The organism is Stenotrophomonas sp. 1L-E-5-B-C3 (assembly GCF_057292075.1).
Map to the genome: position 1 here is coordinate 60996 of NZ_JBXAWS010000008.1, position 23225 is coordinate 84220.

Annotated in this window: 17 protein-coding genes; 9 read left to right on the top strand and 8 right to left on the bottom strand. The window is 66.0% G+C overall.

Going from position 1 to position 23225, the window contains the following annotated elements; genetic code table 11:
* The first annotated feature begins 15 nt into the window (after positions 1–15).
* The 4 genes from AC0Z6F_RS12190 (at position 16) to AC0Z6F_RS12205 (ending at position 3880) form a co-directional block, all read left to right on the top strand.
* Positions 16–711 (top strand): response regulator transcription factor, encoded by a 696-nt coding sequence (locus AC0Z6F_RS12190; protein ID WP_012512060.1) that lies wholly within the window; start codon positions 16–18, stop codon positions 709–711.
* Positions 704–2095, top strand: a complete 1392-nt coding sequence (locus AC0Z6F_RS12195; RefSeq protein ID WP_485616920.1) for a sensor histidine kinase N-terminal domain-containing protein — start codon at positions 704–706, stop codon at positions 2093–2095. The genes AC0Z6F_RS12190 and AC0Z6F_RS12195 overlap by 8 nt, the downstream gene beginning before the upstream one ends.
* Positions 2092–3147: an ABC transporter substrate-binding protein gene (locus tag AC0Z6F_RS12200; RefSeq protein WP_100435264.1), complete on the top strand. Its 1056-nt coding sequence runs from the start codon at positions 2092–2094 to the stop codon at positions 3145–3147. Before AC0Z6F_RS12195 ends, AC0Z6F_RS12200 begins: the two co-directional genes overlap by 4 nt.
* Positions 3148–3223: 76 nt before the next feature.
* Positions 3224–3880: a response regulator gene (locus AC0Z6F_RS12205; RefSeq protein WP_197584872.1), complete on the top strand. Its 657-nt coding sequence runs from the start codon at positions 3224–3226 to the stop codon at positions 3878–3880.
* Positions 3881–3925: 45 nt separating this feature from the next.
* Here AC0Z6F_RS12205 and AC0Z6F_RS12210 read toward each other — a convergent pair whose 3' ends face one another.
* The 5 genes from AC0Z6F_RS12210 to AC0Z6F_RS12230 form a co-directional block, all read right to left on the bottom strand.
* A complete protein-coding gene (locus tag AC0Z6F_RS12210; RefSeq protein ID WP_197584871.1) occupies positions 3926–5284 on the bottom strand; it encodes a GlcNAc-transferase family protein in 1359 nt (452 codons plus the stop codon).
* 57 nt (positions 5285–5341) lie between these two features.
* Complete coding sequence (locus tag AC0Z6F_RS12215) at positions 5342–6004, bottom strand: hypothetical protein (protein ID WP_197584870.1); 663 nt, start codon at positions 6002–6004, stop codon at positions 5342–5344.
* 29 nt (positions 6005–6033) lie between these two features.
* The gene (locus AC0Z6F_RS12220) at positions 6034–6282 is read right to left on the bottom strand and encodes a hypothetical protein (protein ID WP_197584869.1); all 249 of its coding nucleotides are present in this window, start codon (positions 6280–6282) and stop codon (positions 6034–6036) included.
* A 235-nt stretch (positions 6283–6517) separates the two neighbouring features.
* Complete coding sequence (locus AC0Z6F_RS12225; RefSeq protein ID WP_197584868.1) at positions 6518–9166, bottom strand: PAS-domain containing protein; 2649 nt, start codon at positions 9164–9166, stop codon at positions 6518–6520.
* A 66-nt stretch (positions 9167–9232) separates the two neighbouring features.
* Positions 9233–10402: an OprO/OprP family phosphate-selective porin gene (locus AC0Z6F_RS12230; RefSeq protein WP_065724721.1), complete on the bottom strand. Its 1170-nt coding sequence runs from the start codon at positions 10400–10402 to the stop codon at positions 9233–9235.
* Between the two features lie 332 nt (positions 10403–10734).
* On the opposite strand from AC0Z6F_RS12230, the gene AC0Z6F_RS12235 reads away from it, so the two are divergent.
* Together AC0Z6F_RS12235 and AC0Z6F_RS12240 are read left to right on the top strand one after the other, a co-directional pair.
* Complete coding sequence (locus AC0Z6F_RS12235; RefSeq protein WP_006391248.1) at positions 10735–12078, top strand: dicarboxylate/amino acid:cation symporter; 1344 nt, start codon at positions 10735–10737, stop codon at positions 12076–12078.
* Positions 12079–12307: 229 nt separating this feature from the next.
* On the top strand, positions 12308–14599 hold the full coding sequence (locus AC0Z6F_RS12240) for an NADP-dependent malic enzyme (RefSeq protein ID WP_012512055.1): 2292 nt from the start codon (positions 12308–12310) through the stop codon (positions 14597–14599).
* Positions 14600–15058: 459 nt separating this feature from the next.
* On the opposite strand, the gene AC0Z6F_RS12245 is transcribed toward AC0Z6F_RS12240, so the two are convergent.
* Positions 15059–15796, bottom strand: coding sequence for a basic secretory protein-like protein (locus AC0Z6F_RS12245; RefSeq protein ID WP_154354826.1), 738 nt, complete (start codon positions 15794–15796; stop codon positions 15059–15061).
* On the bottom strand, positions 15793–19137 hold the full coding sequence (locus AC0Z6F_RS12250; RefSeq protein ID WP_197584982.1) for a GH92 family glycosyl hydrolase: 3345 nt from the start codon (positions 19135–19137) through the stop codon (positions 15793–15795). The genes AC0Z6F_RS12245 and AC0Z6F_RS12250 overlap by 4 nt, the downstream gene beginning before the upstream one ends.
* Before the next feature lie 420 nt (positions 19138–19557).
* On the opposite strand from AC0Z6F_RS12250, the gene AC0Z6F_RS12255 reads away from it, so the two are divergent.
* The 3 genes from AC0Z6F_RS12255 to AC0Z6F_RS12265 are packed head-to-tail and all read left to right on the top strand — an operon-like array spanning position 19558 to position 22198.
* Positions 19558–19755, top strand: a complete 198-nt coding sequence (locus tag AC0Z6F_RS12255; protein ID WP_012512052.1) for a zinc-finger domain-containing protein — start codon at positions 19558–19560, stop codon at positions 19753–19755.
* A 15-nt stretch (positions 19756–19770) separates the two neighbouring features.
* Positions 19771–20886, top strand: a complete 1116-nt coding sequence (locus AC0Z6F_RS12260; RefSeq protein ID WP_006391101.1) for a glycosyltransferase — start codon at positions 19771–19773, stop codon at positions 20884–20886.
* Positions 20867–22198 carry an O-antigen ligase family protein gene (locus tag AC0Z6F_RS12265; RefSeq protein ID WP_012512051.1) on the top strand — a complete coding sequence of 444 codons (1332 nt, stop codon included), beginning with the start codon at positions 20867–20869 and terminating at the stop codon, positions 22196–22198. The genes AC0Z6F_RS12260 and AC0Z6F_RS12265 overlap by 20 nt, the downstream gene beginning before the upstream one ends.
* Positions 22199–22298: 100 nt before the next feature.
* On the opposite strand, the gene AC0Z6F_RS12270 is transcribed toward AC0Z6F_RS12265, so the two are convergent.
* Positions 22299–23216: an LpxL/LpxP family Kdo(2)-lipid IV(A) lauroyl/palmitoleoyl acyltransferase gene (locus AC0Z6F_RS12270; RefSeq protein ID WP_006390992.1), complete on the bottom strand. Its 918-nt coding sequence runs from the start codon at positions 23214–23216 to the stop codon at positions 22299–22301.
* Positions 23217–23225 lie beyond the last annotated feature (9 nt).

The window sequence follows — 23225 nt, forward strand, 5'->3', positions numbered from 1 at the left end:
CCCACCCCCGTGCCCATGCGCCTGCTGCTGGTCGAAGACAATCCGGATCTGGCCGATGCCATCATCCGCCGCATGCGCCGCAGTGGGCACGCCGTGGACTGGCAGGCCGATGGCCTGGCCGCTGCCAGCGTGCTGCGCTACCAGAGCTTCGACCTGGTGGTGCTGGATATCGGGCTGCCCAAGCTGGATGGCCTGCGCGTGCTTTCCGGCATGCGCGAGCGCGGCGACAGCACGCCGGTGCTGATGCTGACCGCGCGCGATGGCATCGAAGATCGGGTGCAGGCGCTGGATGTCGGTGCCGACGATTACCTGGGCAAGCCATTCGATTTTCGCGAGTTTGAAGCGCGTTGCCGCGTGCTGCTGCGGCGCGCGCGTGGCCAGGCCAGTGAGGTGGTGCAGATCGGCGGGTTCCAGTTCGACAATGCCGCGCACCGCGTCAGCCTCGATGGCGAACCGATCGAACTGCCCAACCGCGAGTACCGGTTGCTGGAGATTCTGGTCGGCCGCCTCGGCCAGGTGGTTGGCAAGGACGAAATCGGCAATGGCCTGTTCGGCTTCGATGACGAGGCCGGCCCGAATGCGATCGAGCTGTACATCGGTCGCCTGAGAAAAAAACTGGCTGCTGCGCCGTTGCGCATCACTACGGTGCGCGGTGTCGGCTACCTGCTGGAAGCCAGTGACGGCAGCACCGACGCCGACGCCGATGGCTGACGCGCGCGCCGCGAACGCCGCACCAGGCTCGCTGCGGCGCACGTTGCTGCTGTATCTCGGTGCATTGCTGGCGGTGTTCGCGGTGGCCCTGCTGTTCGCCGCGCGTGACTATGGCCAACGCGCCGCCAATCGTTCCTACGACCACCTGCTGCTGTCCTCGGCGCTGTCCATCGCCGACTCGGTGGCGCTGGTTGATGGCCAATGGCAGGTCGACCTGCCTTATGCGGCGCTGGACCTGCTGGCGATGGCGCCGGAGGACCGCGTGTTCTATCGGGTCGCCGACAGCCGCGGCAACCTGATCACCGGCTACGGCGACCTGCCGGCGCCGCCGCGCCGGCCCGGCACGCAACCGCAGTTGTTCGATGCCGCCTACAGCGGCGAGACCGTGCGCTTCGTGGTGGTCGGCCGCAGTTTCGCGGCCGCCTCGGCGCAGGGCGAGGTGCAGGTCCAGGTCGGCCAGACCCGGCGCGCCCGCGAAGCCGTGGCGCAGGACCTGGTCAATCGCGCATTGCTGGCCGTCGGCGTGCTGTCGGGGCTGCTGCTGGCGCTGGTGGCGTTTGGCGTGCACCGCGCGTTCCGGCCGCTGGTGCGGGTGGAACGCGAGCTGTCGCGCCGCGAGCCGTCCGACCTGAAACCGCTGGATGCGCGCGTGCCGCGTGAGATGGACCAGATGGTGGCCGCCTTGAACCGCTTCATGGAGCGCCTGTCCAGCAGCAACGAGACACTGCGTGCGTTCATGGCCGAGGCCGCGCACCAGATGCGCACGCCGCTGGCCGCGCTGCGTGCACAGGCGCAGCTGGCGTTGGACGACGACGATCCGGAAGACATGCGCCGCAGCCTGCAGGCGATCGAGCGCAATGCCACCCACATGAGCCGGCTGCTCAACCAGCTGCTCAGCGACGCCAGCGTGATCCATCGTTCGCACCTGCAGCGCTTCGCCACGGTGGACCTGGCCGAGACCGTGCACCAGGCCCTGCATGAAGCGCTGCCGCAAGCCGGCCCGGCGCCGCGCGTGCAGCTGGCGATGACCGCCGAGCCGGTGCAGGTGCATGGCGATGCGCTGTTGCTGCGCGAGGCGATCAAGAACCTGGTCGACAACGCGCTGAAGTACGGTGGCGATGGTCCCTTGCAGATCGCACTGACGGTGGAAGGCGGGCAGGCGGTGCTGACCATTGCCGACCATGGCGCCGGCATTGCCGCAGCAGACGCAGAGCGCGTCTTCGAACGTTTTGCCCGTGGCGAAGGCGCACCGTCCGGCGGCGCCGGCCTGGGGCTGGCCATCGTCAAGCGCGTGGTCGACAGCCATGGCGGCCGCATCGACCTCAGCAACCGTCCGCAGGGCGGCTTGATCGCTACCATCCGCCTGCCCCGGAGCAGTTCATGATCCGCCTGTTCGCCGCCGCTGTTGCCCTGCTGCTGGCCGTGCCGGTACTGGCCGCGCCGGGCGACGTGCGCCGTTTCCCCGCGCAGGGAAACGCTGCTGCGCAGCTGCGCATCCACGGCACTACCGACATCGAAGTGTTCGCGGTGGTCATCGCCGACTACCAGCGCCTTCACCCCGGCACCGAAGTGGTGTACGAGGACATCATTACCCAGGACCTGTACGCGCGTTACCTGCATGACCGCGCTGGACCTGCGTCGCCGGACCTGCTGATCTCCAGCGGCATGGACCTGCAGACCAAGCTGGTCAACGATGGCCATGCACTGCCGCACCGTTCGGCGCAGACCGCCGCGCTGCCGGCCTGGGCGCAGTGGCGCAACGAGGCGTTCGGGATCAGCTACGAGCCGGTGGTGATGGTCTACAACACCCGCGCGCTGCCGGTGGGGAAGGTGCCGCATACGCGCCGCCAGCTGTTGGACCGGCTGCGCGCGGAGGGCGCGCCGCTGCGCGGAAAGGTCGGCACCTATGACATCGAGCGCAGCAGCGTCGGGTACCTGCTGGCGACCCAGGACGCGCAGCGTGGCAGCATCGCCGGTGCGTTGCTGGGTGCGCTCGGTGACAACGACGTTGTGCGCGAGGAACGTACCGGCGTGCTGCTGGACCAGGTGGCCAGCGGGCAGCTGTCGCTGGTCTACAACGTGCTCGGCTCCTACGCGCAGGCACGTGTCGATGCCGGCGCACCGCTGGCCATTGTCGAGCCCGAGGATTACACGCTGGTGGTGCTGCGTACCGCGGTGATTCCGCGTACCGGCCCGCACCCGGAAGAAGCGCGGCGCTTCCTCGATTACCTGCTGTCGCCACGCGGCCAGCAGGTGCTGTCGCGCGAGGCGCGGCTGATGCCGATCGTGACCGGCAATGCACGCAGCGCGAATGCACCCGGCCGCAGCCGCCGCCCGATCCAGCTCGGCCCCGGCCTGCTGGTGTACCTGGACGCGCTCAAGCGCCGCCAGTTCCTCGATGCCTGGCGCAGCAGCGTGGAGCCGGCAGGGCGCTGATGCAGGGGACGATGCCCATCGCAATTCCGCCGGGCATGGCCCGGCGCTACCGGTGTCGCGCCCGTACAATGGCCGCATGAGCGAATACACCATCCTGATCGCCGATGACCACCCGCTGCTGCGTTCGGCGGTGGTGCAGTCATTGCGGCAGAGCCTGCCGCTGGCGCAGGTGCGTGAGGTCGCCAGTGCCGATGCGTTGGCCGAGGCACTCGATGCGCATCCGGATGTGGACCTGGTGCTACTCGACCTGACCATGCCCGGCGCGCACGGCTTTTCCGCGCTGCTGCACGTGCGCGGCTCGCATCCGGACATCCCGGTGGTGATCCTCTCGTCCAACGATCACCCCCGTGTGATCCGCCGCGCGCAGCAGTTCGGCGCGGCTGGTTTCATCCCGAAGTCGGCCCCGGCCGAGACCATCGGTGAGGCCGTGCGGGCGGTGCTGGACGGCGGACTGTGGTTCCCGGCGATGGCTGCCGAACGCTCCGAGGCCGACGCGCTGCTGGCCAGCCGCCTGGCCCAGCTGACCCCGCAGCAGTTCCGCGTGCTGCTGTGCCTGGCCGATGGCCTGCTCAACAAGCAGATCGCCTACGAACTGGGCCTGGCCGAGAACACGGTGAAGGTGCATGTCACCGCGATCCTGAAAAAGCTTGAGTGCCACAGCCGCACCCAGGCTGCGGTGCTGGTGAAGGCACTGGAACCGGAAGGTGACGCGCGAGCAGGGATGGACGGCTGACCTGGGCAGGGCGTTAAGGCAGAGATCCTTCGTCTGTTGCTGTGGTCAGAGAAGGACCTCTTCAACGAAGATCGAAAGCTGATGGTCCGCCGGCGCATCAGCGCAGCGCATATGTACCGCATAGCGAACCGGCAGTTGGTTTAGCGGTGCCCTGAGTGTGTCGACATACTGGACGTGGCCTTCTCTTGAGAGAGCTTTCAGTTCGAGCCTGGACAACTCGCGGGTGAGCAGCGTTGCGCCATCCGACGAATAGGAAGAGACGAGCACCGAGGCCGGGAATGAAGGGCAGAGGGTTGTGCAGAAAATATGGACTCGCATTGAGCGGAAGTAGACGAGATTCCGCTCCCATTCATTGTTATCAATAGTCTCTGACGCGCTAACTGGTTCTTGGACAGCAAGAGATTCCTCGTGAACTGCTCGGAGTCGAAAGTTGATTCCAGTGTATCGCTCATACTGAAGCAGTGTGCGCTGTGAGCCTAGTCCAAAGTCTCCAAAGTCTTCTATGTCAGCTCCTATAGGAAGGGCTACCAGAGCGAGTGTCTTTCGTAGCGCCGTGCTGGTGCGATCTTCTAGTGTCATGGAGGTGACAGAGTTGGCTGCTGACGATTCCGACTGGTCGTCCCAGACCTTTCGGGCAGGGTTGTCGTACTGATGCCAAAGTAGGGGGGCATATGGATGATAGAACTCATATCCCTTCGTGAACGCTCGTATGGATGTTGCGAGCTCTTCCGTGCAGAAGAAATGGTCAGGGTCGCTCATTACTTCCTGTATGAAGATCCCATCAGAGAAGATGAATCCGCCGGCTACGAATTTCGCCTTGAATGCGATCTCACCGTGAGCTGGAGAGGGGAGCCGGACAGATCGAAATCTGACTACACCGGTGGGTGAGAATGAGTCGAAGATGATGGCAGCTGTGTACTCCTGCCTTCCCAAAGGATAGGTGTCGGGATCGAAGCTGGGCGGATATCCCGTTAGAAGTGGCTTTGGTGAGCTTGCCTTCAGAAGTTCGAGCAGGGTCTTCATCTTGACGTCCCATTCACCTGAGAATCGGTGGTGCGAGTCGATTTGAAGGTTGTAGTGCTCACCTCGGTAGCGCCGCTGGGCTAGGTTTCTGGCCCAGCCGCATCCCTTGGAGTTGACGTACTCCACGTCGATCAACTCGATGTTTGCACCATGCAGCTGTAAGAAGTGGACTGTCGCGCCTTCTTCGCTTGCTGTATGGATCAATTCAAATCCATTCGCTTCGAAGGTCTGGATATCTTGCTCGGCTCCATGTTGCCAGCAGACGACAATTCGCAACAGGAATGGCGAGGTAGCGTTTCCTATCATGTCCTTCAGCGTTGGTAACAACTGAGGGTCTCGATAGCTTGGTACCTGTACGAAGATGGTTCTTTCCAGATTCATCAGTGATGCGTGCCTTTTGTGGCCTGATGTAATGGGGGCTTCAGGCTGCTCCAAGGATCAGTTGCCGCTGATCGAATTCATCGCTGGATCCGTGGAGAATATGAATCTGTTCTCGTACCCTGCGCCAATATTTTCGGATGTTTCGGCATAGCTGTAAGTGGGGGAGGACGTGTCTGACGCAAGTCTTTGACCCCAGGCTTCATGGTCTGCGTTGCTCCTGGCTCGAGCGATGCCGATGCAGATGCTAAGGCCGCATGACAGACGCTCAAGTAAAGCGTCCTCACCCATTGCGCGGGCTATTGAGGATCGATAGTGCTTGGCTAGATCCTGTGCTTCGGTGCTGGAAGCAGCGTCCACGGTCAAGCGGTCGATCGCGTCTGAAGTGCTTCTGCCGGAGCGTAGGAGCTCTTCGGACACCTGGCTTGAGATTCCGCCCTCGAAGATGAGTGCGGATTCTGACTGAAGATGCTCGATTGATGATGCTGCGCGATGTAAGGTTGCTGCCGAGTTGTAAGTTTCTGGTCGCGTAACCGGCGGCTGTGTGCTGAGATTGCTCGATATCACTTGATTGATTTGTGCGTCTTCCTCGGTTTTATCAAGGATGGTGTTGGTACTTTGCGCTGTGTATTCGGTACATCCTGCGCAGCACATGCATAGCAGTACTGCGGTGATCAGGCGTGAGGCCTGCATGATGGAGCTGGGTGCATGATTGGAGCTCACGGTGGATCCTCGGTCTCGGGCGGTCGCTGTCAATCAATAGGACAATCAAACGGACCATTGCAGTCCGGCGGTCGGGTTGTCTGGAATACTGTCTTCACGCGTCCGCCACAGCAGTCGGTGACCTTCCAAGCTCCGGCAGTGTCAACATTGACGACACAGCTGTTTGTGCAGCGGTACCTGACGCCATTGAAGGTCGTTTCACTTTCTGCATTTGCTTCGCCGGTTGCCAGTGTCAGGCCAGCTGCAAGAAAAACGCTACCAAGAGAACGCTTGTCCATTCTTTCGCCTACGATGTGATCGGCCGATCGGCCGGGAACTAGATATTCCTCACTTCGGCAGCGTCGGTCTGTCAGGGGACCGCTTGTCTTTACTCAGAGTTTGTCCTTTCCTTACGCATCTACGCCGCGCATCTCGCTCTTTTCACCCTGCGGATCTCACGTGAAGGGACGAGGGGATTCGCTATGGGGTCAGCTGGGCGCGAACCCACCCGTGCACTAATGCGGCGGAGTCGTCCTACCCCCGATGCCGCAACAACATCTGCGTCATCAACGCCCGCAACGCGGGCGGTCGCACCGGCTTGAGCAGGAAGCCCCAGCCGTTCTCGGCGGCATGCGCCTTCAGTGCCTCATCACGCTCGGCGGTCACCAGGATCACCGGCGGTCGCGCCTTCCACAGCGTGCACAGCGCTTCATACAGGTCCGGTCCGTGCCAGTGCCCCATGCGCACGTCCAGCAACAGCAACTGCGGTACGTTCAGTGCACTGGCGATTTCCAGTGCCCCCTGCGGACCGTCGGCAAGTTCCACCTGGCAGCCCCAACGTTCCAGTAGCGCGCGGGTCGCCGCACAGACGTGGGGGTCATCGTCGATGCTCCACACCCGGCATTGTCGCAGTGGGCTGTCATCGGAGGGTTCGCCCGCGATGACAGGCGCTGCGGCAGCTGCGATCACATCGTCGGCGCGCCCGAGTGCCACGCTCACAGCGAATACGCTGCCCTTGCCCAGGGTGGAGCGCAGGCTGATGCGGTGGCCGAGCAGCCGGCCGATGCGTTCGACGATGGCCAGGCCCAGGCCGGCGCCACGTTCCTGCTCCACACCATCGTTCAGGCGACGGAACTCTTCGAAGATCTCACCCTGCAGGCTTTCCGGAATGCCCGGGCCTTGGTCATGCACCTCGATGCGCAGCTGGTCGCCCGCACGCCGACAGCCGATCAGCACGCGTCCCTGTGGTGTGTAGCGCAGCGCATTGGACAGGAAGTTCTGCAGGATGCGGCGCAGCAGTGCCTCATCGCTGACCACTACGGCATCAGTATCTACCCAGTCGACCACCAGGCCGCGCGACTGCGCGGCGATGCCGAATTCGCGTGCCAGCGTCTGCAGCAGCGGTCCCAGCCGGAAGGCCTGTACACGCGTCGGCAGGCTGCCCGATTCCAGCCGCGCGATGTCCAGCAGGCTGTTGAGGATCGCGTCCTGCGCCGCCAACGCGGCATCGATATGGTCGCTGGTCTGCTGCTGCGCCGGGTCGCTCAGCTTGCCGCGCAGCACCGAGACGAACATGCGCGCGGCATTCAGCGGTTGCAGCAGGTCGTGCACCGCCGAGGCGACGAAGCGGGTCTTGTAGCGGTTGGCCTGTTCGGCCTCGCGGCGTGCTTCGTCCAGGTCATGGGTGCGTTCGGCAATGCGATGTTCCAGTGCATCGGCCAGCGAGCGCAGTTCGCGTGCAGCGTTCTTGTAGCTGGTGATGTCGGCGTAGCTGGTGACAAAGCCGCCGTCGGGCAGCGGATTGCCGCGGATTTCCAGCACCGTGCCGTCGTCCTTCTCGCTCTCGCGCATGTGCGGGCGGCCGCTGCGCAGATGGTTCAGGCGGCGCTCGATGGCCTCGTCGACCGGGCCGGGGCCGAGCAGGCCGCGGCGGGCGTTGAAGCGGAACAGCTCTTCGATCGGCCGGCCCACGCGTACCAGGTCCAGCGGGAAACGGAACAGTTCCAGGTAGCGCGAATTCCATGCGACCAGACGCAGGTCCCGGTCGATCACCACCACGCCCTGCGGCAGGTGTTCAAGGCTGCGGCTGAGGCCGCTGTCGGCATCAGTGGCGGCCTGCAGCAGGCCATCCTGTGCGGTGCGCAGTTCCTGTGCATGCTGCTTGAGCAGGGTTTCCAGTTCGCGGCGGCTGCGCAGGCGATGCTTGGCCAGGCGCCGGCGCTGCTGCACGAACAGCACCAGGAAGCCCAGCGCCAGCCACGCAGCACCTCCGGTAAGCGCGGCCGCACGGCCGGCGGCGGTGGCGGCACTGGCATCGTGCAGCAGGTGCAGGTTCCAGTTCTCGGCAGGCAGCGGCAGGCTCTGCCACAGCATCGGCTGCGGCAGCGCAGGGTCCAGCAGGCGCACCATGCGGCCACCGTCGGCCAGCACGTCTTCAGTGCGCGCGCGCAGGGGCTGCAGGGTACGGTCGGCATACTGGCGCGCATCCAGCATCTCGCGGCGCTCATCGGCACCCAGCGGGCGCAGCAGGCGGTAGCGCCAGGCATCGCGGTTGGCCAGGAAGACCACGTCGTGGTCGTCACTGGCCAGCACCACGTCCGGGCTGCTCAGCCATTCCTGTTCCAGTGCGGACAGCTCGACCTTGATCACCACCACGCCCAGTCGCTTGCCGTCTTCCTCGATGGCCTGCGACAGGTAGTAGCCGGGCACGCCGGTGGTCATGCCGATCCCGTAGAAGCGGCCACGGCCCTGGGCCAGCGCCTGGCGGTAATAGGGGCGGTAGCTGTAGTTCTCGCCGACGTTGGTGGTCGGCTGGTCCCAGTTGCTCGCCGCCACGGCCACGCCATCGTGACCGACCAGAGTCAGGGTCGAAGCGCGGGTGACTTCATTGGCACGTTGCAGCTTGAGGTTCAGCCGCTGCCGTTCGGTGGGCGAGGGCGGCACGCGTAGTGCGTGCAGAAGATCCGGATCAAGCGCCAGCACCTGCGGCAACGTACCGAATCGGTCGATACGCTGCTGCAGGCCCTGGCCGTACAGTTGAAGCTGGCGTTGCACCTGGCTGCTCTCGTCGCCGAGGGCGCGTCGCCAGGCGTAGTGGCCGGCGGCGACGGCGCACAGCACGGTGCCGCCGACCATGACCAGCAGGGTGAGCAACAGCATCCGGTGGCGGCTGAGCCAGTACATGGCGGCAGTCTACGCAGGGCCGGCGGGCGTGACGTGCACGCCCGCCGGGGTCTGACGTGGAAGGGGTCAGAAGTGCATCTGCGCGCGCAGTTCGAAGATCTCCGGCGTGCTGTGCACGCCGCGACGGCTGGCGTCGACCTTCACGTAGTTGGCCTGGAACTTGAAATGGCTGGTCAGGTACCAGTTCGCGCCGAGGGTCAGGTCGTGCTGGCGGCCGCCGAGGATGCTGCCGTCGTCGAGGTCGAGGCGGCTGTAGCGGGCCACCAGTTCCACCGCGCCGTAGTCGTGGGCCGGCTTGATGTTGGCCACCGCACCGGCGTTGTACGGGCGCGATTCGCCGGTCAACACCCAGCTGGCCATCGCGTACTGGCCGCTGCCGGTGTAGTCGGGCTTGCCGTCATTGCGGGTGACCGTGGCGCGCAGGGCTTCGGCCTGCAGCGAGAACGGGCCGCGGATCCAGATGCCTTCCAGGCCGGTGCGGCGGATCTGGTCGGCGGTGACCAGCGCGCCGGAATCGACGAAGCGGATATCGGTCAGGCCGGCTTCCGGACGGGCACGCAGGCGTGCGCTGGCTTCGTGGTGGACGTCGCGGCCATCGCTGTAACCACGCGGATTTTCCTGCGAATAGGCCAGGCCCAGGTGGATCACGTCACCGGGTGCCTTGACCGGGGTCCACACCGCACGCACCGCCTGGGTGGTGCCGGGGTTGTCACCCTGCAGGTCCTTGCCGCCATAGGCGCCGGCCTGCAGCAGGTACTGCGGACGCTCCAGCACCCATTCCACGCCGGTACGACGGCCTGCGTAGAAGGCCTGCACGGGCAGCGCGGTTTCCAGGAAGCTGCCGGCGCGCGAAGAGGTATTCGCATCCAGGCCGACCGGGGTCTTCATGTAGCCGAAGCGGAAGCGGCCGATGTCGCGGCCGAAGAAGGCCTTGCTCTCGAAGCGCACGAATACGTCCAGCCAGGTGTCGGCCTGGAAGTCGTAGTAGACCATCGCGTCGTAGACGCCCTTCTTCTTCAGCGTTGCACCGAACTCCTTGCGGCGCACGGCATCATCGTCCTCAAGGCCGCTGCCCGAGGAAAAATCGTTGTAGTCGTAGGCGATGTTGGCGGTAGCGGCCAGCTCGGTGCCGTCGCCGAAGGCGTACTTGGTCGGCCAGTTGTCGAAATCGGCAGCCGAAGCGAAGGCGGGAAGGGCGGCCAGCGACAAGGCCAGCAAGGTGGGAATCGGGCGCATGTTGGGTGCGGCTCTCTCAGATTGCGTGTGGACAGGACAACAACGGCCGCAAGGGCCGGAACTTTCGCAATGACGCGCCCGGCCGTTCAGCTCGGGCCACCGGCCTCCCCGTGATCGGGCGGTGCGGCGCCAGTGTAGGCACCGCTGCCACCTGAACCGGGGGGCTAGTACCAATAGGTTATCTGCGCCGGCGTGCCCGGCGCGTACAAAGGCGTCCATTGGTCGCACCCCCTGCGCGTGCAGCACAGGGCCTGCGAACAGTTTCCACGGTAACGGTTCCCGTGCAGTGCTGGGGCCGTACGTGCCTGAAAACGCCCCTTCCGGAGTCCGCCATGCACATCCCGACCGCAGCCCCGGCGCCTGCAAAGCCGTTGCCGATCTATCGCCAGCTGTACTTCCAGGTGATCGTGGCGATCGTCCTGGGCGCCATCCTCGGCCACTACGAACCGCTGGTTGGCGAGAAGATGAAGCCGCTCGGCGACGCCTTCATCAACCTGGTGAAGATGATCATCGCGCCGGTGATCTTCCTGACCATCGTCACCGGCATCGCCAGCATGACCCACCTGCGCACGGTGGGCCGCGTATTCGCCAAGGCGATGGCGTACTTCCTGTTCTTCTCCACGCTGGCGCTGATCGTCGGCATGATCGTGGCGCATGTGGTGCAGCCCGGCGCCGGCATGAACATCAACCCGGCCGAGCTGGACCAGACCGCGGTGCACAGCTACGTCGAGAAGTCGCACGACCTGACTCTGGTCGGCTTCCTGATGGACATCATTCCGAAGACGCTGGTGAGCGCCTTCGTCGATGGCAACATCCTGCAGGTGCTGTTCATCGCGGTGCTGTTCGGCATCGCCCTGGCATCGGTGGGCGAGAAGGGCAAGCCGATCCTGAACTTCCTGGAGGCGCTGGTCGCCCCGGTGTTCAAGCTGGTGCACATCCTGATGAAGGCCGCCCCGATCGGCGCCTTCGGTGCGATTGCCTTCACCATCGGCAAGTACGGCGTCGGTTCGCTGGTCAACCTGGCCTGGCTGGTCGGCTCGTTCTACCTCACCGCGTTCCTGTTCGTAGCGGTGATCCTGGGCGTGGTCTGCCGCCTGTGCGGGTTCTCGGTGTTCAAGCTGGCGCGCTACCTGAAGGCCGAACTGCTGCTGGTGCTGGGCACGTCCTCGTCGGAGTCGGCGCTGCCGTCGCTGATGGAGAAGATGGAACGCGCCGGCTGCAGCAAGTCGGTGGTCGGCCTGGTGGTTCCCACCGGCTACTCGTTCAACCTGGACGGCACCAACATCTACATGACCCTGGCCGCGCTGTTCATCGCCCAGGCCACCAATACCGAACTGACCCTGGGCCACCAGATCGCCCTGCTGCTGGTCGCCATGCTCAGCTCCAAGGGCGCAGCGGGTGTCACCGGTGCCGGCTTCATCACCCTGGCCGCTACGCTGGCGGTGGTGCCGGAAGTGCCGGTGGCCGGCATGGCGCTGATCCTCGGCGTGGACCGCTTCATGAGCGAGTGCCGCTCGCTGACCAACTTCATCGGCAACGCCGTGGCCACCGTGGTGGTCTCGCGCTGGGAAGGCGCGCTGGACCGCAACCGCCTGCAGCTGGCGCTGGACGGCCGCGAGAGCGAGCTGCCGCCGCCGATCGACGTGGTGCCCGAGGCACTGCCGGCCAAGGGCTGATCCAGGTGTGTGGTACTGCGGGGCCGATCACGACAGTGGTACGGCCCCGCAGCGTTTCAAGGCGTCCCATGGCTGTCATGGCCAGCGCCGAAGCTGTCCCTTCAGGCCGTCGCATACGCCCCGGAATTGTGCGGTCGCAGCATGACTGCGACAGGGTAGCGACAGGTCCGAGCGCTCCAACGGGGGTATGATCCCCTGTCCCTTCTGCCCATTCATGTAACCCACATCGATGTCCAACGAAGATTTCAAACAGGCCGCCCTCGATTACCACCGGATGTCCCCGCCGGGCAAGATCAAGGTTTCCGCTACCAAGCCCATGCTGACCCAGCGCGACCTGTCGCTGGCGTATTCGCCGGGCGTGGCATATGCCTGTGAAGCGATCAAGGCCGACCCGCAGCAGGCCAGCGAGCTGACAGCGCGCGGCAACCTGGTGGCGGTGATCTCCAACGGCACCGCGGTGCTGGGCCTGGGCAACATCGGCGCACTGGCCGGCAAGCCGGTGATGGAAGGCAAGGGCGTGCTGTTCCAGAAGTTCGCCGGCATCGATGTGTTCGACATCGAAGTGGATGAAACCGACCCGGACAAGCTGGTCGACATCATCGCCTCGCTGGAACCGACCTTCGGCGGCATCAATCTGGAAGACATCAAGGCACCGGAGTGCTTCATTGTCGAGCGCAAGCTGCGCGAGCGCATGAAGATCCCGGTGTTCCATGACGACCAGCACGGCACCGCGATCATCGTCGGTGCGGCGGTGCTCAACGCCATGGCGATCACCGGCAAGAAGATTGAGGAAGTGAAGCTGGCGACCACGGGCATGGGCGCGGCCGGCATTTCCTGCGTGAACATGCTGGTACAGCTGGGCCTGAAGCCGGAAAACATCCTGGCCTTCGACCGCGAGGGCGTGATCCACACCGGCCGTACCGATCTGGACCCGGAAAAGCAGCGCTATGCGCGCGATACCGACAAGCGCAGCCTGGCCGAGATCGTCGACGGTGCGGATATCTTCCTGGGCCTGTCGGCGCCGGGCATCCTGACTGCCGAGATGGTCAAGACGATGGCGCCGGACCCGGTGATCTTCGCGCTGGCCAACCCGACCCCGGAAATCATGCCGGAGCTGGCGCGCGCGGCGCGCCCGGACGCGATCATCGGCACCGGCCGTTCGGACTACCCGAACCAGGTCAACAACGTGCTGTGCTTCCCGTACCTGTTCCGTGGTGCGCTGGACGTGGGCGCGACCGCGATCAACGAGGAAATGAAGATCGCCTGCGTGCGCGCGATCGCCGCGCTGGCGCGTCGTGCGGCCACCGACATGGGTTCGGCTTATGGCGGCGAGACCCCGAGCTTCGGCCGCGAATACCTGATTCCGCGCCCGTTCGACCGCCGCCTGCTGGTGGAGCTGTCGGCTGCGGTGGCGCAGGCTGCGATGGATTCGGGCGTGGCCGCCCGTCCGATCGCCGACATGGGCGCCTACCGCGACAAGCTGGCCCAGTTCGTCTATCGCACCAGCCTGATGATGAAGCCGGTCTACGATCGCGCACGCAGTGACAAGCAGCGCGTGGTCTACGCCGAAGGCGAAGAGGAAGTGGTGCTGCAGGCGGTGCAGAACGTGGTCGACGACGGCCTGGCGCATCCGATCCTGATCGGTCGCCCGGAAGTGATCGAGTCGCGCATCGAGCGCCTCGGCCTGCGCCTGAAGATCGGCGAGAACATTGAAGTCACCAACATCAATGACGACCCGCGCTTCAACGAATACTGGCAGTACTACCACGGCCTGACCGGCCGTCGTGGCGTGACCGTGGCCGCGGCGAAGAACCTGATGCGTTCGCGTCCGACCCTGATCGCGGCGGTGATGGTGGCCCGTGGTGAAGCCGATGCGATGCTGACCGGCATCGTCGGGCGTTTCCACAAGAAGCTGGGTTACGTGCGCAGCGTGCTGCCGCTGGAATCGAAGGTCACCTCGACCTCGGCGATGACCGGCGTGATCAACCAGCAGGGCGTGTTCTTCTTCGTCGATACGCACGTGCAGGAAGATCCGACCGCCGAGCAGCTGTGCGAAGCGACCCTGCAGGCCGCCTACCGCATGAAGCTGTTCGGCGTGGAACCGAAGGTGGCGCTGCTGTCGCACTCCAACTTCGGCAGCCACGACTCGAAGGATGCGCTGAAGATGCGTCAGGTGCGCGAGCTGCTGCTCAAGCGCAACCCGCGTCTGAACGTGGATGGCGAGATGCAGGGCGACACCGCATGGGATGAAGCGCTGCGCCAGAAACTGCTGCCGGGTTCGACCCTGCAGGGCCGTGCCAACCTGTTCGTGCTGCCGAACCTGGAAGCGGCCAACATCGCCTACAATCTGGTGCGCGTGTTCACCGACGGCGTGGCGATCGGCCCGATCCTGATGGGCGTGAACAAGCCGGTGCACATCCTGACCACCAGCGCGACCTCGCGCCGGATCCTGAACATGACCGCGATTGCCGCGGTGGATGCGCAGATCCGCAAGCAGCTGGAAGCGGAAAAGAAGGCGTAAGCCTTCTTTCCAGCGACAGCTGCAGAAACGCGCCCCGCGGGGCGCGTTTCTGTTTCCGCAAAGCGGAAACGGGTAGTGCCGGCCGCTGGCCGGCAACCGCAATCATGTCCACCGCCACTGCAGCCGGCCAGCGGCCGGCTCTACCGCCCGCCGGCCTGTGCCACACGCGCTACGCCGCCCGGTCATGTCCCTGCAACGCCTTTGCGGCCCAATACGCCCACGTGGCCCGGCCGCGGGAAGGGACCGGACCGGCCTTCCTGCCCTGGGCCCGACCAACTTTCCATCGGCGAGGGTGCCATGCGCAATCGAGTGACGCGTCGTTATTTCCGGCAGCTGTTCGCGCTGTACGCCGGCTTCGTGCGGTCGCGCTGAGGCAGCGATGTGGTAGCGCCGGGCCATGCCCGGCGAGCGCGCAGCGCGGCGCTCTGCATTCCGCCGGGCATGGCCCGGCGCTACCCGTCAGCGCTTGCCGCGGCGTGCTGGCGCCGGCGGCGCATCCGAACGCGGCTTGGCGTACTGCGCCCACAGTGCCGGCAACGCCTTGCCGGTCTGCTTCTGCCACAGCGCAGGCGTGTAGCGACCATCGCGCAGGGCCTTGTCCAGCGCCAGTACCAGGCCCGGATGCTCGGTCTCGGCCCACTTCAGGAAGGCGCCGGTGACCCGGTAGCCGCTGTCGACGTTCTGCCCCTTCTCGACCTTGACCGGCAATGCCCAGCCGGCGGCGGCGTTATCCATGCCATAGCGGTCGCGGGCGTAGTCGGCGATGCCTTCCACCAGCCAGCCCGGTACCCGTGCATCGCCGTAGCCGGGATACCCCTGCACGATGTGCATCGCCTCATGGGTAACCAGGTCGATGTCGTTCGGGTGTTGCGCCAGCCAACCCGGATTGATGGTGATCGTCGCCGCCTGTTCCTTGTCGCCAACGAAGGCGATGCCGGTGTAGGCCGGATCGATCACGATGCGCACCATCGACGGCGCCGCCGGATGGAAGTCCGCGCGTTCGCGCAGATAGGCGAAGAAGAACGTATCGATCACCCGCTTGCGCTGCGGCGCGGCCAGGGCGCCACGGGCGTCCTGGTAGTTCAGCGTCACGCCATCGCGGGTCAGCTGCGTATCGAACGCCTGGGTCTGGCCGAAGCTGGAGAAGGACAGGGCAACAAGGGCCAGAGGCAGCAGACGGTAGCGCATAGGACTCATTGTACGGTGCTGGCTGCCAACAGTTCGATCTCCGCCAACGGCAGCCGACCCGGTGCCAGCAGGCGCAGGCGATACTCGCTGTAGCGGCCAGGCTTGGCGATGCGGAACGGACGGGTCTGGCGGGCGGACGCGAAGTCCTCACCACTACGCTGGTCGAGCACGGTCCAGCCGCCATTGCCGTTGCGTGCCTCCAGTGCCCATTCGCCGCCACGGATGCTGCCGTCGCCACTGGTCAACGTGTACATCGTCGGGGTGCCGTCGGTCAGGCCGCTCAGCGCGATGGTTGCGCCACCGCCCAGGCCCACCGTGGTGGTGGCATCGTCATCGACCAGTGCGGGCAGGGCGCGGCCATCGGCCAGCGTTGCTTTCGTACCGCTGCCGAGCAGGTCGTGCAGCAGCTGCGGGCGCTGGCCACGCGCGGTCAACGAGCGCGGAACATCGTCCACGCCACTGCCCCAGCGCGACGGCTGCGGGCCCATCACGAAGTCCAGGGTCGCGCCCTTGGCGATCACTTCGTGCGGCACCCAGGTCTTCGTCCACGGCGTGCCGTTGATCTTCAGCGACTGCACGTAGACGTTCTCGCGCGAGTTGTTGGCCGCGTTCACGGTCAGCACCGCGCCGCCCTGCAGTTCCACCCGCGCATGCTGGAACGCCGGCGAGCCGATCACGTACTCCGGCGCGCCCATGCGCAGCGGGTACAGGCCCAGCGACGCCAGCACATACCATGCCGAGGTCTCGCCGTTGTCCTCGTCTCCCGGATAACCCTGGCCGATCTCGCTGCCGACATACAGCCGCGACAGGATCTCGCGCACGTGCTGCTGGGTCTTCCACGGCTGCCCGGCATACAGGTACATCCACGGGATGTGATGCGCCGGCTGGTTGCTGTGCGCGTACATGCCCATGCGCACATCGCGTGCTTCGGTCATTTCATGGATGGTGCCGCCGTAGGAGCCGGCGAACGCCGCGTCGGCGGTTTCCGGCGTGGCGAAGAAGGTGTCCAGCTTGGCGGCCAGCCTGTCGCGGCCACCGTACAGCGCGGCCAGGCCTTCGCCGTCGTGTGCGGCGGTGAAGGCGAACGTCCAGCCATTGGATTCGGTGTAATCGTGGCCCCACACCCGCGGGTCGTAGTGCTTGGCATCCACCCGCCAGCGGCCATCGGCCCTGCGGCCCTGGAAGAAGCCTGCGGCCGGGTCGAACATCGTCGCGTAGCTGGCGGCGCGGTGACGGAAGTAGTCGGCCTCGGTGCTGTAGCGCTCGCGTGCGGCGGGCGTGGTCGCGCGCTTGGCCAAGGCCTCGGCCATGTTGGCGATGCCGAAATCGTTGAGCGCACCTTCCATCGTCCACGACATGCCTTCATGCACGTCAGCGCTGGCGTAGCCACGGAAGGTCGAGCGCTCCATGCCCTTGCGGCCGACATGGCGGTCCGGCGGTACCACCGTGGCGTTCTTCAGTGCGGCGGCATAGGCCTCGGCCGGGTCGAAGCCGCCGATGCCTTTCAGCCATGCATCGGCGAAGGCAACATCGGAGCTGGTGCCGACCATCAGATCGGCGTAGCCCGGCGACGACCAGCGTGCGATCCAGCCGCCGGCACGGTACTGCTCGATGAAACCCTGCACCAGCTGCCCGGCATCCTCCGGAGTGAACAGCGCATAGGCCGGCCAGGTGGTGCGGAAAGTGTCCCAGAAGCCGTTGTTGACGAACACCTTGCCATCGCGCACGGCGGCAAAGCTGCGGGTCGCGCTGCCGTCGGTGTTGTCGTCACTGGCGCTGGCCTGGTTGGCGTAGCGCCAGTCCGGCGCCGCCGCGCTGCCCACGTTCTCGTGGCCGGAGTTGGGGTACAGGTAGAGACGGTACAGGCTGGAATACAGCGTGGTCTTCTGGTCGTCGCTGGCATTGCCGATATCGAAGCGGGCCAGGCGGGCGTCCCATGCATCCTGGGCGCGACCGGCCACGCTTTCCAGCGTGTCGGTGGTGGCGATTTCCAGTGCGAGGTTGTGCCGCGCCTGTTCCACCGACATCAGCGAGGTGGCGATGCGCATGGTCACCCGGCGCTCGCTGCCGGTGTCGAACGTGATGTAGCCGGTGGGGCGGCCTGTATCGAGACGGCCGCTGCTGCGCCAAGGCTTGTCGAAGCTGGCCACCACGTACATGCGGCTGGCGCCGTTGGACAGGCCGCTGCGGGTATCGGTGTAGCCGGACAGCGTCTGCGTCGCAGCGTCCAGGGTCAGGCCGCCACGTGCATCGACGTTGTCGAACAGCAGGTTGGCGTTGCCGTCTGCGGGGAAGTCGAAGCGGAACACTGCGGCATGGTCGGTCGGTGCGATCGAGGCCGCGATGCCATTGTCGAAGCGCACGTCGTAGCGATACGGGCGCGCGCTTTCATGGCTGCGATCGAACGACAGTGCGCGCTTGCGGCGGTCTGCCTCCGGCACACCACGACTGGCCGAGGGCATCACCTGGAAGGTCTGGCGGTCGCCCATCCACGGGCTGGGCTGGTGGCTCAGCGCAAGCGCCTGCAGCTGCGGCCGGTTCTGTGCGTCGTTCTGTTCGTTCCAGCGGTACAGCCAGTTCAGCGCACCGGCATCGGTCACCGGGGTCCAGAAGTTGAATCCGTGCGGCACAGCGGTGGCCGGGAAATTGTTGCCGCGCGAGAAGGTGCCGTTGGCCTGGGTGCCACGGGTGGTCAGCACCCAGTCGGAGACGCGCTGCGGTTGCTGGTGTGGCTGCGCGTCGAGGCGCACATCGTCGATCCAGCCGGATACCGGTGCGCCGTCGGCACTGGCCACTTCCAGTTCGATCGCCACCACGCGGCGGCCCTTCAGCGCGGCCACGTCGCCCAGGCGTACCGCTTTGCGCGCCCACTGCTGCGGATACAGCGTCTTCGAATCGCCCTGCGCGCGCGCGCTGATGGCCACGCCATGCTGGTCGCGGGCAGTGCCGGCCGAAACCCTGCTGCCATCGTCCAGCAGCAGGTCCAGCGAGACATAGGTCGAGGCCACGCTGTCCTTGCCGACGATTTCCGGCAGCACCAACCACGACAGCGTGGTATCGGCCTCGATGGCCAGGTCTGTCTTGAACAGTTCGCGCCGCGCGTTACCGCCAGCGCTGCTGTAGCGCAGTGCATGCAGGCCGCTGTAGCCGGCGTTGCGCTTGGCGGTGTAGGGCGCTGCAGGGCCGTTGCCGATCGTGACCTGCAGTGCTCCCGCGGTCTGGGTCGGAGCTGGCTCACCGGGCTCGAACGAGGTCTGCAGCCCCTGTGCCAGCACCGGCATCGCAGTGGTCGCACAGGCCAGGGCCAGGGCGAGCGGAAGCAGGGCGCGGCGCGGATCGGACAGGGTCATGCAAGGGTCTCCCGGAGGGGCAGGCGGCAGGCAGAACCCGCATCGGCGGACACCACAGGCAGCATCGCTCCGCCCGCCAGGCTGGCAGTGGTAGAGGCGATGCTGGTCCGGTGGGGGCGGGCCATGCGATCGGGTCGGATTGAGCAGGTCGGGTTACGACCTGGCCCGATCCTGCAACAGCCATCGCGGCCTGACAAGTGCCATTTAGTTCGATCCAAATGCGGGAAATATCGCTGTCGGCCGATTTTCGGCATGAACCTGCAGGATCGGTCGGGAATTTCCACCGGCACCCCGTCCCGAGGCGGCATGCAAGGCCGCAGGGAATCGGCCCGGTACGCGCAAAGACCTGTTGCGGCGCAATGTCAGGGCAGCCCGGATGCTAGAATCGCAGGCCTCGCAACCCGTTCATCGACATCCGCCATGAGCCATACCGCCACCGCGCCCGCCAACGCCGAAAAGCGCTACACCGTGCACCGCAGCGATCTGCCGCTGAGCTGCCCGACGCCGGAAATGGCGCTGTGGAACTCGCATCCGCGCGTGTACCTGCCGATCGAAGACGAGCCCAACGGCGAAGCGAAGTGCGCGTACTGCGGCTCCGTGTTCGTGCTGGCCGACTAAGCAGGCCTTCGATCGATGCGCCGATTGACCGTGGTGCAGTTGCTGCCGGCGCTGCACTCCGGCGGTGTCGAGCGCTCGACCCTTGAAATTGCTGCGGCGCTGGTGGCTGCCGGCCATCGCGCGCTGGTGGTGTCCGCTGGCGGTCGCCTGGTACAGCCGCTGCTCGATAGTGGTGCCGAGCATCTCACCCTCGATATCGGCCGCAAGTCGCTGCTGACCCTGCGTCACCTGCCGACCCTGCGTCGCCTGTTCACCGAGGTCGGTGCGGATATCGTGCATGCCCGTTCGCGGTTGCCGGCCTGGCTGGGCCTGTACGCGATCCGTGCGATGCCCGTCGCACAGCGCCCGCATTGGGTGACTACCGTGCACGGCCTGAATTCACCCAGTCGCTACAGCGCGGTGATGACCAGCGGCGAGCGCGTGATCTGCGTGTCCAACACCGTGCGCGACTATGTGCAGCGGCACTATCCGACGGTTCCCGAAGCGAGGCTGCAGGTGATTCCGCGCGGCGTCGATGTCCGCCAGTTCCCGCGCGTGGCGTGTGCCGATCGCCGTCCGCGGCTGGCGCTGGCCGCGGATTACCCGTGGCTGGCCCAGGTTGAAGGGCCGCTGCTGCTGCTGCCGGGGCGGGGCACCCGCCTGAAGGGCCACGCACACGCGCTGCAGCTGCTGGCTGACGTTCGCGCCACCGGTGTGCCGGCGCAGCTGTGGATGCTGGGTACTGATGAACCCGGCCGCGAAGCCTACGTGGCTGATCTGCGCAGGCAGGCGGCGGCGCTGGGCATCGCCGACGCGGTGCAGATCAGCACGCCGACCGCGCGCATTGCCCAGGCCTATGCCGCCAGCGACCTGGTACTGCAGCTCTCGGACAAGCCCGAGGCGTTCGGCCGCACCGTGGTCGAAGCGTTGTCGGTCGGTCGCCCGGTACTGGGCTGGGACCATGGTGGCGTCGGCGAACTGCTGCAGCAGCTGCAGCCCAGCGGCGCGGTGCCGCTGGGTAATGCACGCGCGCTGGGTGAACGCGCGCTGGCCCTGCTGGCGCAGCCGCCGTCCTTGCCGGCCCGTATCCCGTTTACCCTGCAGGCCATGCAGCGTGACACCCTCCGCCTCTATGCCGACCTCGCCGGCTGATCCCGCCGTCATCGTGCGCGACGACCGCGCCGGTCGCTGGGCACCGTGGTGGGTGCTGGCGTACGTGGCGATGTGGCCGTTGCCGGGTATCGCCGAAACCGTACTCGGACTCGGTGCGCTGTATGCCGCCGCGCGCATGATGATCCGCCGGCTGCAGCGCCGCCCGCACCTGCTGAGCACCGCGGCGTGGGCGCTGACCTCGATCCTGTTCCTCGGCTATTGGCTGCCACAGGCGTTTTCCGCGTTCGATGCCATCGATCCGGCGGCGTCGTGGACCAAGGCCGCCGCTGGCCTGCGCTATCTGCCCTTCATGTGGCTGGTGGCGATTGCCGTGGCCACGCCGGAGCGGCGACGGCTGACCTTCGGCGGACTGGCGTTGATCACCGCCGCCTGGACGCTGGATGCGCTGGTGCAGGCGGTGGCCGGTACCAGCCCTTGGTTCTGGTCACTGGAACACCTGAAGCTGGCCGTGAGCGGCCACGCGTTGTGTCCGGCCGACGAGGCCGCGCTGGCTGACCGCCTCAGTGGCGCACTGGGTCCGTGCAACCTGAAGTTCGGCCAGGTGCTGGCCAGCCTGTCGCCGTTCCTGTTGCTGCCGGTAGCGCGCCGCTTCGGCAACCTGGGCTGGGTGTTGGCAGCGGCGGCGCTGGGCAGCGTGCTGCTGCTGGCCGGCTCGCGCGCGTCATGGATCACTTTCGCGCTGGTGCTGGCCTACAGCGGCGTGCGCCAGTTCGGCTGGAAGCGGTTGGCTTTGCTCGCGCTGCTCGCGGTTCTCGGAGCGGGCGCGCTGACCGCCAGCGTGCCACAGCTTCGCGAACGCTTCGCGCGTACCGCGATGGCCTGGGATGGAGGCGAGCGTGGCGTCGACGAAGCGCTGTCCGGGCGTGCAAGGATCTGGGAAGCCGCCGCCTGCATGATCGAGGCGCATCCGATCAACGGAGTCGGCGCGCGTGGCTTCCGCGACGCCTATGCGGACTGCGTGGCTGAGGAGGGCCCTGCGGTGTGGGGCAATGCTCCGGCCTTGCATGCCCACCAGATCGTACTGGAAATCCTTGCTGAAACCGGCGTGCTGGGCCTGCTGCTGTGGTTGGCCGCGGTCGCCCAGGCCTGGCGTGCGTGGCGCTTCGCGCCCACCGCCGCCCGCGAGCGAGCGCGCCCGGCAATGCTGGCGCTGGCGGTCACGGTGTTTCCGCTCAACACCCACCTTGCGTTCTATTCCGCGTTCTGGGGGGGCCTGACCGTGTTGTTGGCCGCATTGTTCGCCGGCAGCCTGCTGGCCCGCGAATCGGATGAATCTCCGCCGATGCAGTAGTTGCCAACCTTGGTTGGCTCTTCGGGACCGGCCTTGGTTCATCGGCGCCAACCAAGGTTGGCGACTACCATGAGCACGCCGGCCCTTCCACCGCATCCGGTTATTTGTAGAAATCGCTCCGCCCGCCGGGCTGGCGCTTGAAGCGGCGGTGGATCCACAGGTACTGGTCGGGGGCTTCGCGCACCATCGCTTCGATGGCCTGGTTGACCCGCGTGGTATCGGCTTCCACGTCCTCGCTGGGAAAATTCTCCAGCGGCGCGCCGATCTTCAGGAAGTACTTCCCGCCTTCGCGGCGGTGGAAATACGGGATCACCGCACAGCCGGTCATCCGTGCCAGCTGGTGGGTGGCGGTAATGGTGGATGCGGTATGGCCGAAGAACGGCACGAACACGGTGTCCTTGCCGCGCATGTCCTGGTCCGGCGCGTACCAGAGGAAGCCGCCCTTCTTCAGGTGGCGCACCGTGGCGCGGATGTCCTCGTTGGCGTACATCGCCTTGGCATAGCGCAGGCGACCGAACTTCACCGCCCACTCGTATACCGGATTCTTGTGCTTGCGGTACATGCCCGACAGGTCAACGTAGTCGCACAGCAGGCGGCCGCACATCTCCAGCGTCATGAAGTGGCCGGAGACCAGCAGCACGCCACGGCCCTCGGCCTGCATCTGCCGCAGATGTTCCAGACCCTCGATCTGCACCTGCGGGCGGATGCGGTCGATGCTGCCCCACCAGGCGCGGATGCACTCGAGTACGCCCACGCCCAGTGCGTCGAAGCTGTCGCGGACCAGGCGCTGTCGCCAGGCCTCGTCCTTTTCCGGGAAGCACAGTTTGAGGTTGACTTCGGCGGCGCGGCGGCGGCTGCCGAGCAGGCGCCAGCTGATCCAGCCGACGCCACGGCCCAGCGCACGCTGCAGCATCCACGGCAGGCGGGCGATGGCGAAGGCGCCGAGCATGGCGGCGAACATCGGCCAGTTGCGGGGATCGCGCAGCGACGGGCGGACGGCGGTGGTGGCATCGGACATGGCGCCATT

Coding starts and splice junctions, on each gene's coding strand:
- AC0Z6F_RS12230 (WP_065724721.1), bottom strand. CDS start 10,402: ATGCGCCCGATTCCCACCTTGCTGGCCTTGTCGCTGGCCGCCCTTCCC.
- AC0Z6F_RS12195 (WP_485616920.1), top strand. CDS start 704: ATGGCTGACGCGCGCGCCGCGAACGCCGCACCAGGCTCGCTGCGGCGC.
- AC0Z6F_RS12270 (WP_006390992.1), bottom strand. CDS start 23,216: ATGTCCGATGCCACCACCGCCGTCCGCCCGTCGCTGCGCGATCCCCGC.
- AC0Z6F_RS12200 (WP_100435264.1), top strand. CDS start 2,092: ATGATCCGCCTGTTCGCCGCCGCTGTTGCCCTGCTGCTGGCCGTGCCG.
- AC0Z6F_RS12225 (WP_197584868.1), bottom strand. CDS start 9,166: ATGTACTGGCTCAGCCGCCACCGGATGCTGTTGCTCACCCTGCTGGTC.
- AC0Z6F_RS12260 (WP_006391101.1), top strand. CDS start 19,771: ATGCGCCGATTGACCGTGGTGCAGTTGCTGCCGGCGCTGCACTCCGGC.
- AC0Z6F_RS12205 (WP_197584872.1), top strand. CDS start 3,224: ATGAGCGAATACACCATCCTGATCGCCGATGACCACCCGCTGCTGCGT.
- AC0Z6F_RS12250 (WP_197584982.1), bottom strand. CDS start 19,137: ATGACCCTGTCCGATCCGCGCCGCGCCCTGCTTCCGCTCGCCCTGGCC.
- AC0Z6F_RS12190 (WP_012512060.1), top strand. CDS start 16: ATGCGCCTGCTGCTGGTCGAAGACAATCCGGATCTGGCCGATGCCATC.
- AC0Z6F_RS12255 (WP_012512052.1), top strand. CDS start 19,558: ATGAGCCATACCGCCACCGCGCCCGCCAACGCCGAAAAGCGCTACACC.
- AC0Z6F_RS12220 (WP_197584869.1), bottom strand. CDS start 6,282: ATGGACAAGCGTTCTCTTGGTAGCGTTTTTCTTGCAGCTGGCCTGACA.
- AC0Z6F_RS12245 (WP_154354826.1), bottom strand. CDS start 15,796: ATGAGTCCTATGCGCTACCGTCTGCTGCCTCTGGCCCTTGTTGCCCTG.
- AC0Z6F_RS12210 (WP_197584871.1), bottom strand. CDS start 5,284: ATGAATCTGGAAAGAACCATCTTCGTACAGGTACCAAGCTATCGAGAC.
- AC0Z6F_RS12265 (WP_012512051.1), top strand. CDS start 20,867: ATGCCGACCTCGCCGGCTGATCCCGCCGTCATCGTGCGCGACGACCGC.
- AC0Z6F_RS12235 (WP_006391248.1), top strand. CDS start 10,735: ATGCACATCCCGACCGCAGCCCCGGCGCCTGCAAAGCCGTTGCCGATC.
- AC0Z6F_RS12240 (WP_012512055.1), top strand. CDS start 12,308: ATGTCCAACGAAGATTTCAAACAGGCCGCCCTCGATTACCACCGGATG.